This is a genomic window from Methylobacter sp. BBA5.1 (assembly GCF_000746145.1).
GTDB classification, from domain to species: Bacteria; Pseudomonadota; Gammaproteobacteria; order Methylococcales; family Methylomonadaceae; genus Methylobacter; species Methylobacter marinus.
Genome location: NZ_JQKS01000052.1, coordinates 1 through 16,665 on the forward strand (window position 1 = coordinate 1; position 16,665 = coordinate 16,665).

The 16,665-nt window shown below is 55.8% G+C and carries 15 protein-coding genes and 1 pseudogene; 10 read left to right on the top strand and 6 right to left on the bottom strand.

Annotated elements, in window-relative coordinates; translation table 11 throughout:
- Positions 1-233 precede the first annotated feature (233 nt).
- Complete coding sequence (locus tag EK22_RS20815) at positions 234-1,310, bottom strand: calcium/sodium antiporter (RefSeq protein ID WP_020157720.1); 1,077 nt, start codon at positions 1,308-1,310, stop codon at positions 234-236.
- A 517-nt stretch (positions 1,311-1,827) separates the two neighbouring features.
- Between EK22_RS20815 and EK22_RS20820 the strand changes: the two genes are divergently transcribed.
- From EK22_RS20820 to EK22_RS20830, 3 genes are all read left to right on the top strand, one after another.
- Complete coding sequence (locus EK22_RS20820) at positions 1,828-2,223, top strand: hypothetical protein (RefSeq protein WP_020157719.1); 396 nt, start codon at positions 1,828-1,830, stop codon at positions 2,221-2,223.
- Between the two features lie 81 nt (positions 2,224-2,304).
- Entirely contained in the window at positions 2,305-2,796 is a 492-nt protein-coding gene (locus tag EK22_RS20825; RefSeq protein ID WP_020157718.1) for a macro domain-containing protein, read from the top strand.
- Positions 2,797-2,856: 60 nt separating this feature from the next.
- Positions 2,857-3,243, top strand: a complete 387-nt coding sequence (locus tag EK22_RS20830; protein WP_020157717.1) for a VOC family protein — start codon at positions 2,857-2,859, stop codon at positions 3,241-3,243.
- Positions 3,244-3,388: 145 nt separating this feature from the next.
- Here EK22_RS20830 and EK22_RS20835 read toward each other — a convergent pair whose 3' ends face one another.
- Positions 3,389-4,264 carry a ribose-phosphate diphosphokinase gene (locus tag EK22_RS20835; RefSeq protein ID WP_036254103.1) on the bottom strand — a complete coding sequence of 292 codons (876 nt, stop codon included), beginning with the start codon at positions 4,262-4,264 and terminating at the stop codon, positions 3,389-3,391.
- Positions 4,265-4,278: 14 nt separating this feature from the next.
- Entirely contained in the window at positions 4,279-5,814 is a 1,536-nt protein-coding gene (locus EK22_RS20840; protein ID WP_036254104.1) for a thymidine phosphorylase family protein, read from the bottom strand.
- A 147-nt stretch (positions 5,815-5,961) separates the two neighbouring features.
- On the opposite strand from EK22_RS20840, the gene EK22_RS20845 reads away from it, so the two are divergent.
- The 7 genes from EK22_RS20845 to EK22_RS25045 all read left to right on the top strand — a co-directional run bounded on the left by EK22_RS20845 (position 5,962) and on the right by EK22_RS25045 (position 14,662).
- Entirely contained in the window at positions 5,962-6,519 is a 558-nt protein-coding gene (locus EK22_RS20845; protein WP_036254105.1) for a DNA-3-methyladenine glycosylase I, read from the top strand.
- A 7-nt stretch (positions 6,520-6,526) separates the two neighbouring features.
- Positions 6,527-7,396: an ion transporter gene (locus tag EK22_RS20850; RefSeq protein WP_036254106.1), complete on the top strand. Its 870-nt coding sequence runs from the start codon at positions 6,527-6,529 to the stop codon at positions 7,394-7,396.
- 48 nt (positions 7,397-7,444) lie between these two features.
- Positions 7,445-7,885, top strand: a complete 441-nt coding sequence (locus tag EK22_RS20855) for a VOC family protein (RefSeq protein WP_020157711.1) — start codon at positions 7,445-7,447, stop codon at positions 7,883-7,885.
- Between the two features lie 74 nt (positions 7,886-7,959).
- A complete protein-coding gene (chrA, locus tag EK22_RS20860; RefSeq protein WP_036254107.1) occupies positions 7,960-9,312 on the top strand; it encodes a chromate efflux transporter in 1,353 nt (450 codons plus the stop codon).
- A gap of 334 nt (positions 9,313-9,646) precedes the next feature.
- Complete coding sequence (locus EK22_RS20865; protein ID WP_036254108.1) at positions 9,647-13,819, top strand: colicin E5-related ribonuclease; 4,173 nt, start codon at positions 9,647-9,649, stop codon at positions 13,817-13,819.
- Between the two features lie 10 nt (positions 13,820-13,829).
- Complete coding sequence (locus tag EK22_RS20870; RefSeq protein WP_020157709.1) at positions 13,830-14,174, top strand: hypothetical protein; 345 nt, start codon at positions 13,830-13,832, stop codon at positions 14,172-14,174.
- 56 nt (positions 14,175-14,230) lie between these two features.
- The gene (locus EK22_RS25045) at positions 14,231-14,662 is read left to right on the top strand and encodes a hypothetical protein (RefSeq protein WP_152565180.1); all 432 of its coding nucleotides are present in this window, start codon (positions 14,231-14,233) and stop codon (positions 14,660-14,662) included.
- A gap of 1,062 nt (positions 14,663-15,724) precedes the next feature.
- Here EK22_RS25045 and EK22_RS24465 read toward each other — a convergent pair.
- From EK22_RS24465 to EK22_RS24470, 3 genes and pseudogenes are all read right to left on the bottom strand, one after another.
- On the bottom strand, positions 15,725-15,979 hold the full coding sequence (locus EK22_RS24465; protein WP_152565181.1) for a hypothetical protein: 255 nt from the start codon (positions 15,977-15,979) through the stop codon (positions 15,725-15,727).
- 111 nt (positions 15,980-16,090) lie between these two features.
- Positions 16,091-16,222 (bottom strand): hypothetical protein, encoded by a 132-nt coding sequence (locus EK22_RS25485; protein ID WP_255360599.1) that lies wholly within the window; start codon positions 16,220-16,222, stop codon positions 16,091-16,093.
- A 290-nt stretch (positions 16,223-16,512) separates the two neighbouring features.
- Positions 16,513-16,665 (bottom strand): annotated as a pseudogene (locus EK22_RS24470) (ISNCY family transposase); the annotation flags it as partial.

The window sequence follows — 16,665 nt, forward strand, 5'->3', positions numbered from 1 at the left end:
GTACCCTACCGGATTTATGAATATCTCTGGCGCACTGCCGGTCAGTGAATGGCTTGTTTTCATGGCGACGCATGCCTGAAGGTAATGTTTCCGGCTAATGAATAAACGCTCCTGAAATCTATCGTTACCAACGTAAACGTCTGCAGGGGCATGCGGATGCGCTCAGGGCTGCGGGGATGATTTAGAACGGCTTTATAAAAGGCTTCAGCCACGGCCTGCGGAGGCGCGGTTTGTCAGGGCCGCTGCCGTTTTCTTTTGCGCAGAATATGGCGAAGCAACAGACTAAGCAGAACCACGGCGGTCAGCGGCATTACAATGCTCCCCATGACCTGGCTGAACATCGGCAGCGCATCATGCCGCATTGAATCCATGATCAGGTACGCGGTATAGGCCGCGTAATAAGCCAGGAATAAAAAGCCTTCCCAGCGCCTGATCTCCAGACCCGTGAAAAAGACCGGCAGGCACGCAATGGCGACGGCGACCATGACCGGAATGTCGAAATGCAGGGCGGCTGGCGATACATCGATGCCGGCCGGTGCTACCGCGGAGCTCAACCCCAGCACGGACAGGATATTGAAAATATTGCTGCCCACGACATTGCCGATAGCGATGTCGCGTTCGCCTTTCAGGGTGGCCATGACCGATGTGGCCAGTTCCGGCAGGGAAGTGCCGATCGAGACGATGGTCAATCCGATGACCAGTTCGCTGATGCCGAGGATATGGGCCAGGGCGACCGCGCCCTCGACCAGCCATCTGGACCCCATGACCAGTAAAACAAGCCCTGCCGCGATCCATATCACATCCCTAAACCAGGACGCCGGTCTTATCGGGGCGCGGCTTTTAAGTTCGCGCGCGGCATGATTTTCCCTGCGGCTCTGCCAGATAAGAAAAATGGTATAGATCACCACCAGGGCGAACAGCAGGCCGCCTTCCAGCCGGCTGATGGCGCCGTTCAGGCTCAGGGCATACATCAACACCGAGACGCCTATCATCAGCGGCACATCAAGCCGCACCAGCCGGCTTGAGACCACGAGCGGGTTGACCAGGGCGGAAAGACCAAGAACCAGCAGTACGTTAAAAATATTACTGCCGACTACGTTGCCGATGGCCATGTCCGACGATCCTAAATAGGCCGCCTGCACGTTCACGGCAAGCTCGGGCGAACTGGTGCCGAACGCCACCACGGTCAAGCCGATCACCAACGGTGAAATGCCGATGACCACGGCCAGTTTCGACGCGCCTCTTACCAACCACTCGGACCCTGCCGCGAGGCATAAAAAACCGGCAATTAACTGAATGGCGATGATCATGGCTTGAATAATCTCAGGCTTTTAAGTTTAGATCTGATGTTACGCATAAGTTGATTTGAGACGGATTTAACAAAGTACCTCCCGCGCGGCGGTTATTTGAATTCGACCCGAAACGCTTGCTGTTCAGTCTAGTGCGAATGAATTCGCACCTACGCGTGGGTAACCCTTCAGTCGATGAGGTCACTGTCAGTTGAATAAAGATCGGTTTAACAACCTATTGCCAGCGCGGCAGGCAGGATAAAAAAAGGTCCATGCGCAACATCAGTTTAGATATCAGGCAATAGCCACGGGGAGCTTTTACCATAAAGGCCAAAATAAGGAAAAAATATCAGGGCTTGCGCAAGCCTGTCGCGTGGCGGCGACTTCAGTCGACCTCAAAGAGGTTCAAGCGGTTTCATGTGGTCATCGCCTGTAACCTTGATGCGCTGCCGAAATTGATCTGATAGAGGAAATCCGTCCGGGAAAGCGCTATGATAATCTCGCTTAATCTGCGGAACTTAATCAATAGGATAATTTAATGAATAAAAAAGCCTTACATTACCTGGTGCTGCTCGCGTTAACGCCTGTTGCCGGACATGCCCAGTTTCCCAATATGAACGAAGAGCAAATGCAGAAACTAATGGAACAGGGCCAGAAAATGCAGGCGTGTTTCAGCCAGATCGATCCGGCGGCCATGGAACAGATGGCGGAGCGGGGCAAGGCCATGGAAGCCGAGATTTCGGCCTTGTGCAAAAGCGGTGATCGCGATGGCGCCGAGAGCCGGGCGGTAGCGTATGCGAAGGAAATGATGGACGATGACAGTATGCAGGCCATGAAAAAATGCGGCGAGGAAATGGCTCGGACGCTGCCGCAAATGGAGTTTATGAAAGAGGATGTCGAGGGAAAAGAGCGGCACGTCTGCGATAACTATTAGAGCTTAAAGCCGGCGTATAGACAGGCCTGTCGTTCATCACTCCTGGAACTGTATAACGATAACAAACCGAGAGAGGGCATTATGATATATCAAGTCGAAGGTGATATTCTGTTGAGCAAGGCGTACGCCATGGCGCATGGCGTGGAGCTCAATGACCCGATGGATAAAGGCCTGGCGCTGGCGCTCCATGAGCGGTATCCGGCCCTGGTGAAGGATTTCGATCGCTGGTGTCACCAGCACAATACCCGGCCCGGCGAGGCATGGCTGTGGGTCGGGCCCGATAATGCTCATGTTATCAACCTGATCACGCAGGAAACCGTGGACTGTCCCGAGCATCATTTCGGCAAGGCGACGATCAGCAATGTGAAGCATGCGCTGGATGCCCTGGTGAAAATAATTAAAAAAGAAAAACTGCCGTCGCTCGCCTTGCCGCGTCTGGCGACAGGCAAGGGCGATCTGGATTGGGATGACGTATGGCCGCTGATCGAGAATAGCCTGGGCGAACTGGATATCCCGGTGTATGTCTATACCACCTATCATGCCGGCCAGCAGGCCCATGAGCCGATAGTTTAAATTAGGCCGATAAGAAGTTTATCGGCATGCAAAACCCTACCATATAAAGAGAAGATTATCTTGCCTGAAACCATTCAATTAAAAATTCACCACGTCAGCATTCTTGTCGCCGATACGGCCAAAGCGCTGGCGTTCTACAGCGGCGTGCTGGGCCTGAAAACCTGCGAGCGTCCCCCGCTGCCATTTCCGGGCGCCTGGCTGCAGCTTGGCGTGCAACAGCTGCATCTGATCGAACTGCCCAATCCCGATCAGGGCAGAATCGCGCCCGAGCATGGCGGGCTGGACCGGCATACGGCTTTTCTGGTCAATGACTTCCAGGCCGCTAAACGCAAGCTGGAACAGCAGGGCATTACCTACACGCTGAGCAGGTCGGGCCGGCCGGCCCTGTTCTGCCGCGACCCTGACGGCAACGCCGTGGAACTGATTCAGGACCCTGATGTCGTGTAGTAGGGTACGCACCGCGTACCTTTTGGGGCATCGAAAACTGAATAATGGTACGCGGTGCGTACCCTACCAATCTGACGTCTCGCAGTGAATCGGCGTCTGCTGTAGGGTCGAATTCATTCGACCCGAAGTGCGAATGAATTCGCACCTACACGATCGCCTTGATAGCATCGGCCAGCAAGGTGTCGAGGTTGATGCAGGAGGTCGGATGGTCGATGCTGTCCGTGCTCCAGATGGTTTGGATGCCGGCTTCGAGAATGTGGGTCTCGGCGTCGCCGCAGAACAGCGGGTGGGTGACGACGACATGGATGTCGCCGGCGCCGGCGGCCTTCAGCAAGCGGGCGGCCTTGGTCAGCGTTCTGCCGGTGCTGGCCATGTCATCCACGATGACGACGGGCTTGTTGTCGAAGTTGCTGGTGGGCAGGGTCATTTCGACGTGTTTGTCGCCCAGCCGTTCTTTATGCGCGATCGAGTAATCGAAGCCGATTTGCCGCGCGATCGTGGCGACCCATTGTTCCGATTCGCTGTCCGGCCCCAGCAGTACGGCATAATCGAGCTGCTTCTTCAGGAAGCGGGCAATTTCGCCGGCAGCCGTCAGGCTGATCGCATTTTTGATCGGAATCGCCTGATCCAGTGACGAGATGCGGTGCAGGTGCGGGTCGACGGTCAGCACGTCGTCGAACAGGCCGGCCAGCATCTTGCCGATGATGCGCTGGCTGACCGCCACGCCGGGCTGGTTGGCGAAGTCCTGGCGCATGTAGCTTAAGTAAGGCGCGACCAGGGTCAGGCGCTTGACGCCCAGTTCGCGGGCCGTGGAAGCGCACAGCAGCAGCTCGATCAGCTTGTCGTTGGGCTGATTGAGGCTGCGGCAAATAATGACATGTTCCGGCAGCGGCGACGGTAACTGTACAAAGCTCTCGCTGTCCGGGAAGTGGTGTACCGTGACGTCGGCCAGCTCGGCGTTCAGGCGCGTGGCAAGCCGTTGTGCCTGACTCTGATAATCGGGGAAGGCGAGTATGATCATGGTTGGTTTCCGGATTAGAAGGCGATCAGCGAGGTAAGGGCCAGCTCGTCATCGCCGATGGTATAGCCGTTATTCTGCGTGGACAGATTCTTGGCGAACGAGAAATTGGCAGGGAATTCGGCATGAACGCGGTATAAAACCTCGCCTTTTTTTACCGGACTGCCCAGCTTTTTAAACAGGTCGACGCCGGCTCTTTTGAATAAGGGCGCACCGGCAAGGCGGGCGATCTTGGCCATCTGGAAATTGTCGATATTGGTGACGAAACCGTCGCGGTCGGCATGGACTTCATGACACAGCTTGCCGGGATGCAGGTCGATCTGTTTGGGGCCCTGCGCCTGAATCAGAGAATCCATCTTGGCCCAGGCCCGGCCGGATTCCAGGATGTCGCGGGCGATGGCGTAGCCCTGGCCGCCGCGCACGTCGGGGTCGAATTCAATAATCCGGCCGGCCAGTTGCAGGGACTTCTGGCGCAAATCGGTGGGCGCGTCAGGATCATTTTGCAGGACCTGCATGACATCTCGGGCTTCCAGTACCGGGCCAATGCCGAGGCCGACCGGCTGGCGGCCATCGGTGATCATGACTTCCAGATGGATATCGAGGCGGTCGCCGACGAATTCGAACAGTTTGCGCAGGGCCAGGGCCTGACGCATGTGCCGGACCTTGGCCGTGGGGCCGACAGGGATATCGATCAGCAGATGGGTGGAGCCGGCGGCGAGTTTCTTGGACAAAATGGACGCCACCATTTGCCCTTGCGAATCGATGCCCAGCGGGCGTTCCACGGAAATCAGCATGTCGTCCACGGGCGCCAGTCTGGCCGTGCCGCCCCAGGCCAGGCAACCGCGTTCCTTGCGCACGATTTCATGCAATTGATCGGGCGACAGGTTGACTTCGGCCAGCATCTCCATGGTATCGGCCGTGCCGGCCGGCGAGGTGATGGCGCGGCTCGATGTCTTCGGGATCAGCATGCCGTGCGCGGCGACGATCGGCACGACCAGCATCGAGGTACGGTTGCCGGGAATGCCGCCGATGCAATGTTTGTCGGCCACCAGCGGTTCCTGCCAGTTGATGCTGTCGCCCGATTGCAGCATGGCGCGGGTCAGGAAGAACAACTCGTCGCGGTCCAGATTGTTTTGCCCCGTGGCTACCAGAAAGGCGGCCATTTCCATTTTCGAATAACGGGCTTCGGCGATATCGGTAGTAATGCCGATGAAGTCATCCTGATCGAGCCGCTCGCCTTCGATTTTGCGGCGCACCGCATCCATGGACTTGGGCTGCTCGGCATGATTGATCGTTACAAGACTGCCTTCTTCGACATTGAGCTGCGCGAAGGCCTGTTCGGACAAGCCTAACTGGTCCGGCAACACGATCGACGAATCATCGACGACATTGAGCACGGCAACCACTTTGGCGCCATTGGTGCTGACCAGAATTTTGGAAAGCGCCTGGAAACCCTCCGCACGATAAATGCCGCATTCTCGGTGCATATAAGCGACGTTTTCATGATAGGTATCGATGGCGATACGGCGTATTTGCAGGGTGTCGGTACTCATGGATCAATGGTTCAGTCAGATAATGGGGTCGATGATGCGATCTGAGGCGGCGGTTGTCAACAAACGAATCCACGGATCTGGAATTTGCACAGGCTTCGGTCAAGGCCTATCATGCGCCTTACTTTGCATTTAAATTGTCAGAACACCATGGAAAAATGTGCATGGGCATTGGCTAGCCCGCTGGAAGAACAATACCATGATTTTGAGTGGGGCGTTGCCGTGCATGATGACCGGCTGCTGTTTGAGTTTTTGGTACTGGAAGGCGCGCAGGCGGGCTTGAGCTGGTCCACGATCCTGAAGAAACGCGCCGGCTATAAAAAGGCTTTCGATGATTTTGACGCCGAAATCATGGCCGGCTATGACGCCATAAAAATCGACGAGTTGCTCGCCAACCCGGACATTGTCAGGAACCGGCTGAAGGTGCAGGCCGCGGTCGGCAATGCCCAGGCCTTTTTGAAGGTCCGGCAGGAATTCGGCACATTCGATGACTATATCTGGCAGTTTGTCGATGGCCGTCCCGTGCGCAATGCCTGGAAAAGCGCGGTCGAAATCCCCGTGACGACGCCGGCCTCCGATTTAATGAGCAAGGATCTGAAACGGCGCGGCTTTAAATTCGTGGGCAGCACGATTTGCTATGCTTATATGCAGGCGGTCGGCATGGTCAATGATCATACGGTCGATTGTTTCAGGTACGGGCAACTGTAAAAAAATCATGCGGGCAATCAAAACATCAAAAACCACTTATCGCCATCATTATAACGAGGGCGATACGCTCTCGCCGTGGCGGGAACGGCTGAATACGATTATTTTCGGCGCCGAAACGCCTATGGGCAGAGGGTTTGATGTCCTGTTGAGCATCAGCATCATGTGCAGCGTGATTGTGATCATGCTCGACAGCGTCGAAGCGGTTCAAAACCGGTACGCGCAAATTTTATATGTCCTTGAATGGGGGTTTACCCTGCTGTTTACGCTGGAATACGGGTTGCGCCTGATCAGCGTCAGGCGGCCCTGGCTGTATTTCAAGAGTTTCTTTGGCCTGGTCGATCTGGTGTCGATACTGCCCAGTTACCTGATTCTGCTGTTTCCGGGCGCGCAGCCCATGCTCGCGATACGCATTCTACGGTTGCTGCGGGTTTTTCGTATTCTTAAATTGTCGGCTTATATGAACGAAGCGCAGATCATGATGACGGCATTGAGTAAAAGCTTGCGTAAAATCATGGTATTTCTCTATTCCGTGATTATGCTCGTTATCGTGTTCGGCTCGCTGGTGTATGTCGTGGAAAGCAAGGAAGCCGGTTTTACCAGTATTCCAATATCGGTTTATTGGGCTATCGTGACGCTGACGACAGTCGGCTATGGTGATATTTCGCCGCAAACGCCGCTGGGCCAAGTGCTCGCCTCGACGATCATGATCATGGGCTATGGCATTATCGCGGTGCCTACCGGCATCTATAGCGCCGAATTGATCAGGACGTATACGGCGGAAAAAGTCAGGAACGACGCCTGTCCCGATTGCGGTGAAACCGGGCATGATTTCGATGCCGATTTTTGCAAATACTGCGGCCATGCCCTGGAAGATTGACCCGCATGGCCAGAGTTGTTTCATTTTATCTTGAAGGAGGTCCTTGTTATGCGCTATCTGCATACCATGGTTCGGGTTCACGACCTGGACGAATCGCTCGATTTTTATTGCAACAAACTGGGGCTGGTCGAATCCCACCGCATAGATGATGACGGCGGCCGTTACACGCTGGTTTATCTGCACGCGCCGCTCGATGCCGAACTGGCCGCTAAAACGCATGCGCCATTAATCGAGCTGACCTATAACTGGGACACCGAGGACTATACTGGCGGCCGCAATTTCGGCCATCTGGCGTTTGAAGTCGACAATATCTATGAAACCTGCCGGAAGCTGATGGAGGCCGGCGTGCTGATTAACCGCCCGCCGCGCGACGGGCACATGGCATTCGTGCGCTCGCCCGACAATATCTCCATCGAACTGCTGCAGAAAGGCCATGCGCTGGCACCTGAAGAGCCCTGGTTTTCCATGCAGAATACCGGCAGTTGGTAACCGCGCAATTTCCTTGTAAAGGCTAATCCTGCGGCCCGTGGCCGAAATTCAGGCCACGGCGATCAAATCCTTATATGTCCATTACTTCAGAAACAGTCAGCGAACGACCGTTGCCGGTCGCCTTTCGGGAAGCCTTTTTTTACTGGCTTAAACTGGGTTTTATCAGCTTCGGCGGCCCAGCCGGGCAAATCAGCATGATGCATCAGGAACTGGTCGAAAAGCGCCGTTGGATGTCGGAGCAGCGTTTTCTGCATGCCTTGAATTACACGATGGTGCTGCCGGGTCCTGAAGCGCAGCAGCTGGCGACTTATATCGGCTGGCTGATGCACGGCGTCTGGGGAGGCGTCGCGGCCGGCGTGCTGTTTGTCCTGCCGTCGCTGTTCATTTTGTGCGCGCTGACCTGGATCTACCTGGCATTCGGCGATGTACCGGCGGTGGCGGGCATTCTGTATGGCATCAAGCCGGCCGTGACGGCCATTGTCGCCGTTGCCGCGCACCGGATCGGCAGTCGGGCGCTCAGAAACAATGTCCTGCGCGCTATCGCCTTGCTGGCGTTTATCGCGATTTTTGCCGTCGATGTGCCTTTTCCCTTGATCGTCGTCGCGGCCGGGCTGATCGGCTATCTGGGTTCACGCATCACGCCCGATGCTTTCAAGGCAGGCGGCGATCATGCCTCTACCTATAAATCCTATGGCCCCGCCCTGATCGATGACGATACACCCATTCCGGATCATGCGCGCTTTAAATGGTCCCGGCTGCTGCTGTTTGCCTGCATGGGGCTGTTGGTGTGGGGAATTGTGATCGCGGCGCTGGCTGCAAGCTATGGCTGGAGCGGCACATTGACGCAAATGGGCTGTTTTTTCACCAAGGCGGCCTTGCTGACCTTCGGCGGCGCTTATGCGGTGTTGCCCTATGTCTACCAGGGCGGAGTCGAGCAGCATGCCTGGCTGACCGGCACGCAGATGATAGACGGGCTGGCTCTGGGCGAGACCACGCCGGGGCCCTTGATCATGATCGTTGCGTTCGTCGGTTTTGTCGGCGGCTGGAGCAAGGAGATTTTCGGTCCGGAGTTGCAGCCCCTGGCGGGCATGGCCGGGGCGGCAGTAGCCACATTATTCACTTTTTTGCCGTCTTTTCTGTTTATCTTCCTGGGCGGCCCTTCCGTAGAAGCGACGCGCCATGATGTGAAGTTTACGGCGCCGTTAATGGGCATCACCGCGGCTGTGGTCGGCGTGATCGTCAATCTGGCCTGTTTTTTCGCCTATCATGTGCTGTGGCCGCAGGGCTTGGATGGGGCGTTTGACTGGCTGTCAGGCCTGATCGGGATCAGCGCGTTCATCGCCTTGTTCCGGTTTAACGTCGGTATTGTTCCGGTTATTGCCGCCTGTGCTGGCGTAGGGCTTATTTATTCACTCGTGCTTTTATAGTGAGGAAAAATCTGCTGCTTTTTTCTGCTTTGGCTTATTACGCGCAAAGCGCCTCAAATGCCTGATGTGCAATCAATTGATATTAGCGATAAGCGGCATTTTTTGTCATAAACCGTGACATTCTCACAAATCTGTCAATTGCCTCCTGCTTCCATGTTGAGTGGCTGGTTGAATTCGCTTATGCTAAAAAAACAGGGATAATGTGGAATTTTAGTTGGCTCTAAAGGTCGGCGGCAGCGGGCAGGGGCGCCCGAACACAGGGACGCATCATGGGCAAGGTGGACAGACGCGGATCCCTTAGGATCACCACCTTCACTGTAGTGAGAGCCTATACATGGATACCTTACCCCGTCTTGTCAAGACCTGGCGCGCCTGCTGGCTGCTGGGCCTGCTATGTTCCCTAGCCGCTTCTTGGGGTTTGCCCCTGTCCCTCGCCTTGTTGCCGATTCCGGCGCTGGCCGGCACCTGCGACGGCGACAACGACCCGCCGGACTGGGATGACCAGTTCGACCCGCGCTGCCAGGCGCCTGACCCGGCCAAAGAGCGCGGCTTCAGCGTCGACAGCAATGCCCAGCAATGCACGGTCGGGAAAACTTCCGGTAACCCGATCCAGAACAGCACTGGCAACAAATTCCAGCATGAGACTGATTATAGCGGCGCCGGCCCGTTCCCGCTGCAACTCGTGCGCGCTTACAACAGCCAATCCGGCATCACCAACGGTTCCTTCGGCGCCCACTGGAGCTTCAGTTACGGCGGTCGCATCGAACCGGTTTCCGCCACCTTGGTCAAGGTGATCCGCGCCGATGAGAAAACCTTTACCTTCAAACTGGTCGGCGGCGCCTGGCGTCCCGACGCCGACGTGCACAGCAAGCTGGAAGCCCTGCCCGACGGCGGCTGGCACTACACCAACGGCCGGGACGGCATGGAAACCTATGGCGCCGACGGCCGGCTGCGCACGATCGTCAATCGCGCCGGCCTGGCGCAAACCCTGGCCTATGACGGCACCGGCCGGCTCAGCACCGTCACCGATCCGTTCGGGCGCACGCTGCAACTGGCCTACGACAGCCAGAACCGCATCAGCACCATCACCGACCCGGCCGGCAATCGCTACCGCTACGACTATGACAGCGCCAACAACCTGAGCGCTGTCATCTATCCGGACGGCAACCGCCGCCAATACCGGTACGAAAATCCCGGCTGGCCACTCGCGCTGACCGGCCTCATCGACGAAAACGGCGTACGCTTCGCCAGCTGGACCTATGATAGCAACGGCTGGGCCATCAGTTCCGAACACGCCGGCGGCGTCGAAAAAGTCAGCCTGACCTACGACCGGGCTAACCTCCAGACTACCGTCATGGACGCCTTGGGCGCTAAGCGACTCTACTCGTACCGCACCTACCTCGGTGTCGCACACACCGCCTTCGAAAAGCAAAGCTGCCCTGACTGCGTCAGCGCTACGCGCGCCATGAACTACGATAATGAAGGCAACCTGATCAGCAGCACCGACTTCAACGGTAACAAAACAACCTACCAGTACGATCTGGCGCGTAATCTCGAAACCCGCCGCACCGAAGCCGCCGGCAAACCCGAGGCGCGCACCATTACCACCGACTGGCACCCTGACTTCCGGCTGCCGGTTAAGCTCACCGAGCCGGGCCGTGTGACTACCTTCGACTACGACGACCACGGCAACCTGATCCGGCGCACCGAAAACGACACGGGCGCCACGGCTGCCAGCCGCAACTGGACCTTCGCCTACAACGCCCACGGCCAGATCACCCTGGCCGATGGTCCGCGCACCGATGTCGATGACAGCACTCGCTACAGCTACGACGAGGAAGGCAACCTGGCCACCGTCACCGACGCCCTGGGCCACACGACTCGCCTCACTGCTTACGATCGGCACGGTCATCCGCTGAAAATCATCGATCCCAACGGTCAGGTCACGGAACTGGCTTACCATGCGCGCGGCTGGTTGCTGTCGCGCACCGACGGCGATCAGACCACGAGCATCGACTATGACGACGCCGGCCAGCCCGTCCATATTCAACTGCCCGGCGGCGAGCAGCTTTATTACACGTACGATGCCGCGCACCGGCTGATCGCCGTCGCCGACAACCTGGGCAACCGCCAGGACTACAGCCTGGACGCGCTGGGCAACCGCCTCGAACAACAGATCAAAGACCCGGACGGCCAGCTCGCGCGCCTGCAGAAAGCCGGCTTAGACGGCTTCGGCCGGCTGAGCCGGATACTGGACCCTTACGGCAACGCCGCCAGCTACCAGTATGACGCCAACGGCAACCGCACCGGCGCCACCGACCCGAACGGCAACCCCAGCCAGTACCGCTACGACGGCCTGAACCGGCTGATCAAACAGCAAAACGCCCTGGCCGGCCTCACGCGCTACGACTACGACGGCGCCGACCACCTGCTCGGCGTCACCGATCCCGAAAACCACCGGACCGACTACCAGCGAGACGGCCTCGGCCACCTGCTCAACGAAGACAGCCCGGATCGCGGCAGTCTGGCCTATACCCATGACCCGGCCGGTAACCCATTGAGCCGTACCGATGCCCGCGGCATCACCGCTCGCTACCGCTACGACGCCCTGAACCGTCTGCTCAGCATCGACCACGACGGCGAAGCCGACGACGTCGCCTACACCTACGACCAGTGCGAGAACGGTATCGGCCGTCTGTGCCGCATCGAAGACGAAAGCGGCGTGACCGCCTACCGCTACGACAGCCACGGCAATGTGATCGAACAGCGTAGAATGGAGTTGGGTCAGACCTACATCACCGGCTACCGCTACGATAATGGCAACCGCCTGACCGGCCTCCGCTACCCCGATGGCCGCGAGGTCCGCTACCAGCGCGATACCATCGGCCGCATCAGCCAAGTCGCCACCGGCAAGCCGAACAAGCCGTTGATCCTGGCCGACCGGATCGGCTACCGCGCCGACCACCGGCTCACCGCCATGACCTTCGGCAACGGCCTGCAGGAGACCCGCGACTACGACGCCAACGGCCGCCTGACCTGCCAGCAGTTGGGCGATCTGCCGCCCCGGTGCTACCAGTACGACGGTAACGGCAACCTCATCAACCGCAACGAGGCCGCCGCCAGCACCGACTACGGCTACGACCCCCTGGACCGCCTGGCGCAGGAAGCCCGTGCCAACGACAGCCAGGACTACGGCTATGACGGCAACGGCAACCGCCTGAGCCAAACCGGCACATCATTCAGCCAGGGCTATAGCTATGAAAGCGGCAGCAACCGCCTGATCGGCATCGACGCCCAAGCCTTCAGCCTCGATGCCGCCGGAAACACCCTCAGCGATGCTCAGGGCCGGCGCTTCGAGTACAACGCCCAGGGCCGGCTGGCCAAGGTCTACCAGGGCGAGCGCCTCATGGCCGTCTACCGCTACAACGCCCAGGGCCAGCGCACGCGCAAGGAACTGCCGGGCCAAAAGCCACAGGTCATCGTTTACCATTACGATTTGAACGGCCAACTGTTGGCCGAAACCACCGGCAAAGGCAGGGCACTCAAAGCCTACGTCTGGCTGGACAACCGTCCGCTGGCGCAACTGGGCGGTCATGGCCATGGCAACAACGCTAAGCTCGTCTATCTGCATACGGACCACCTCGACACCCCGAGGCTCGGCACCGACAACAAGGGGGATATCGTCTGGCGCTGGGACAGCGACGCTTTCGGCAATGATCTGGGCGGCACGCTAGTGGCTCAGGACGCGCATGAGGATGAGGAACATGACAGCCAGCACGTGGATGACGACGAGGATCATGACGATCACGAAGACCATGATGAGGACGAAGAACATCATAAACACCGCAAAGGCAATAAATCTATCCAGGTCAACCTGCGCTTTCCGGGGCAGTACTTCGACCGGGAGACGGGCCTGCACTACAACTGGCAGCGCTATTATGATCCCAAGACCGGCCGGTATATTACCTCCGATCCGATTGGGCTTAAGGGCGGGTTGAATGCTTATACCTATGTCGGAAATGATCCGCTAAATTGGATTGATCCTAAAGGCGAGGCTGCCGCTGCTGCCGTTTGTTTTATACCGGGAATAGGGCCGGTTAGTTGCGCGGCTGCTGGTGCAGCAGCAGGTGCGGTTCTTTGCGCAATTAATCCTGAGCTATGTAAGAAAGCTATTCAGGGTTGTATTGATCGTATGTTCAATGAAGCAAGTGATGATACAGATAAGGAACCAATCTTTGATGATAAAATTAAGGATCAACTAGGTGAGAGGGGATGGACTGAACAGGACGTTAAAGATTTAGTAAATGATGAGGCGGCGGGGACATCGGCAGATAAGCGTAGCCCAAAAAAGACTCCTGACGGTCAAGGTAGAAATGATACGGCTACAGTTTATGGGACAAAGGATGGATATGTTGTTGTCAATGACCGTACTGGAGAAGTCGTACAGGTCAGTGATAGAAATGATCCAACTTGGATTCCAGACGGCCGAATAAATTGGATTAAGTGAGGTTCTGAAAATGAAAGTCGATAGGGCACGATTATATGATTCTTCAATTGATTTTTTTGAGTTGAATGGATCGGTCGTTATGAAACTAACGCCTAACGCAGCTCAAGAGGTTTGCAACAAGGCTCTTGAGCATGGCCTTGTAGTGGTAAGAATCGAAGGAGGAATATGGCACAATCCTGGCTTTGAAGCTCGCCTTGATTGTATATGGGATGGTGTTGATCCGCCAGTATCCGAGACTGAAGCAGCGATAAATAATGCAAGAGCCTTGGAAATGATACGTGAAGAGATTGAAGTGCATGATGTCTTTATCATCACAACTGCACCTTTAACGGGGTATAAGCATAAACCAAAGTAGCGCGTAGACTGGATTTGCTTTGGCAATCTACCAACAAACGGAGCCTTAAAACCGTAATGTTCCGTAATATTACTGGTCTGCTTGAAATGGCGATAATGAAATTTAACTCGGATCTTGGGGTATTTGTTTGCCCTCATGTTTTTAAAGCTACCAGGCCGATCTTGCTTGTTGTTCACGAAGACGGAGATTGGCAATGCCTGTGTGGAGGAAATGATCATAGTGATGATGGCCATTTAGTTGGAATAGGTCATTTAGTTGAAAGAGATCCATCTCTCGATGAATTAGTTGATCTTCCTGATGGATGGGAAGCTGAAAGACATTCGCCAGAACAACCGTGGGAGTGCAAAAATGCACACCATGAAGAACTTGGTAGATACTCTGTTCAAAGTCAACCAATCTCACCGATTTTTTCCTATTCAGAGCTATTAGGATGTGCCGACGACAGGAGGCGCATCGTTCGCGAGCTAATTTCAGGCAGTCATTTTTAGCCGAACCCTTAGGGCCGAATTCACTTGCGCCTCAAAAGGCTTCCGCTCAGTGCGAATATCCTGAAGGGCACAAGTACCCATAGGGCATAAATGAATTCGCACCTACATAACATTGCTCGTTGCATACCGAGGCTATGAAAGAATATCGGTTCCCACGGAGGATCGTGGGTACCAGGGGCGCTCGCTACTTCGTCGGTTACGCATTTTAGTGCGAATGAATTCGCACCTACATAATATTACTCGTTCCAAGCTCCGGCGTGGGAATGCATACCGGGACTGTGAAAGAATTACCGGTTCCCACGCAGGATCATGAGTTCCAAGGGCTCGGCCTCTGCACGGCACCTTACCTGACCAGCCAGACCCAATTACGTATTCCTCGTTTAACAGGATTGATCCTGAACGGTCCTGCTCCCATACATACCACCACTTAGTAATAAACCGTGATGTTCGTCACAAAATGAATGACAACTTCCCGCAGTCGGATTGAGCGGTTAATAAAATTCAACTATAGTTTGGCTCCACATGGATCGTATTGGATTTCAGCGGCCCAAGCGTGTCGGTGAAACAGGGCAGGGAATAGCCCTGACACAGGGATGCGGCATAAGATAAGGCAGGCATGATCGGTTTTTTGGCAACCTTCTTTTCTAGATGTGCACGCCATTCGCGACAGCCTTGCAATTCACATTCAAGCACAAGAAAATGGGCTGGGTTGACCAGGCCCATTGATCACAAACGGTAGTAGGGCCGTATGATATTGCCTCGTCCTCTAGTCTGCCGCTACATAGACCTGAACCGTCTGGTCCGGCGTTCTGGCTCAGTTCCCGCCAAGATAAAATCCATCCGATAACGTATCAAAATTATTCCGCCAGCCTGTATCGCAGAAGGTATGGACGAGGATTATGGAAACGGCCAAAAAGTCCTTTGGAGGTTTTTATTGTCCAGTTTGACTTAACAGGGTTTGTGTTCTATTTTCACAAATTGCCTAAGTCCGATTAGTTAAAAAATAAAAGGCCATAAATCACGCGCCTAAAAACATATTGGCTTGGCAAAATTCATTATTCTTCAAACAGGGAGCTTTTGTTTAATGACCGCATCTACTTTTACTTTTTCCGGCGACCGGGTCGCTCTTATCGTTCGTGGGAAAACATCCCATAGCCATGCTCCGGGCGTTATGGAACAACACGCTGATTGCATTCTGTCAAATGGTGCTCCCATCGGATTTTTCGGTACGGGAAATGATGGCAGCAGCGGCGGCGCTTCGTCGGGTATTGGGGAGTCAAGCAGGCGCAGCGCAAATTCCTCTAACTCCAGCGGCATGGGCATGACCGGTGTCGTTTATGATTTTGCCGGGCTTTCACGGGCTCGTGCCAACTATGTCGATATGACGGTCGCGCGGGGCACGGGGACCATATCAACGGTCTTGTTCGTTCAGGTTTCCGCGGCCGAGGCGCGTGCTTTTGATCGGGCCTGGGCGGATATGATGGCCGATCCCGGATCGTTCCATATTCTGGGCTGGAATTGCTCCACGCACGCATCCATGGCGTTTCGAAACGCGGGCATTTTGGCCGGCGGTATTCCGGGGCTGGATACGCCCGATAATCTCTATCGTCAGCTTTGCGTGGAAAAAGCTGGAAAAGTATCCGTGATCAGTGGTTATGTAGTGCCTGAAAGAAAACTCGCTTTTTTTCATGATTCTGCCAACTCACTGAGCCTAACTCCAGCCATTTTTCGGCGCAGGTCAGTCAATTTCCTCTTTTGGTGGTGCTCAATGGTGCAAATCCGCTATTCCGGGCGAATTTTGGCCGCACCTTTCCCGTGTTTCGTCCTTTTTTCCGCCACCAGTCGTGCCTTTAGGCCGCTTTTTTGTAAGGGCCTCGTCGTCGAGCGGCTTCTTGTTGTTCTTGCTCGCGGAGCATGGCGCCCAAACGCTGAATATTGCGTGCCACGATGGCGAGGGCCACGTAGCGCTTGAAACCATCCATGCCATGATCGGGGCATTTGTT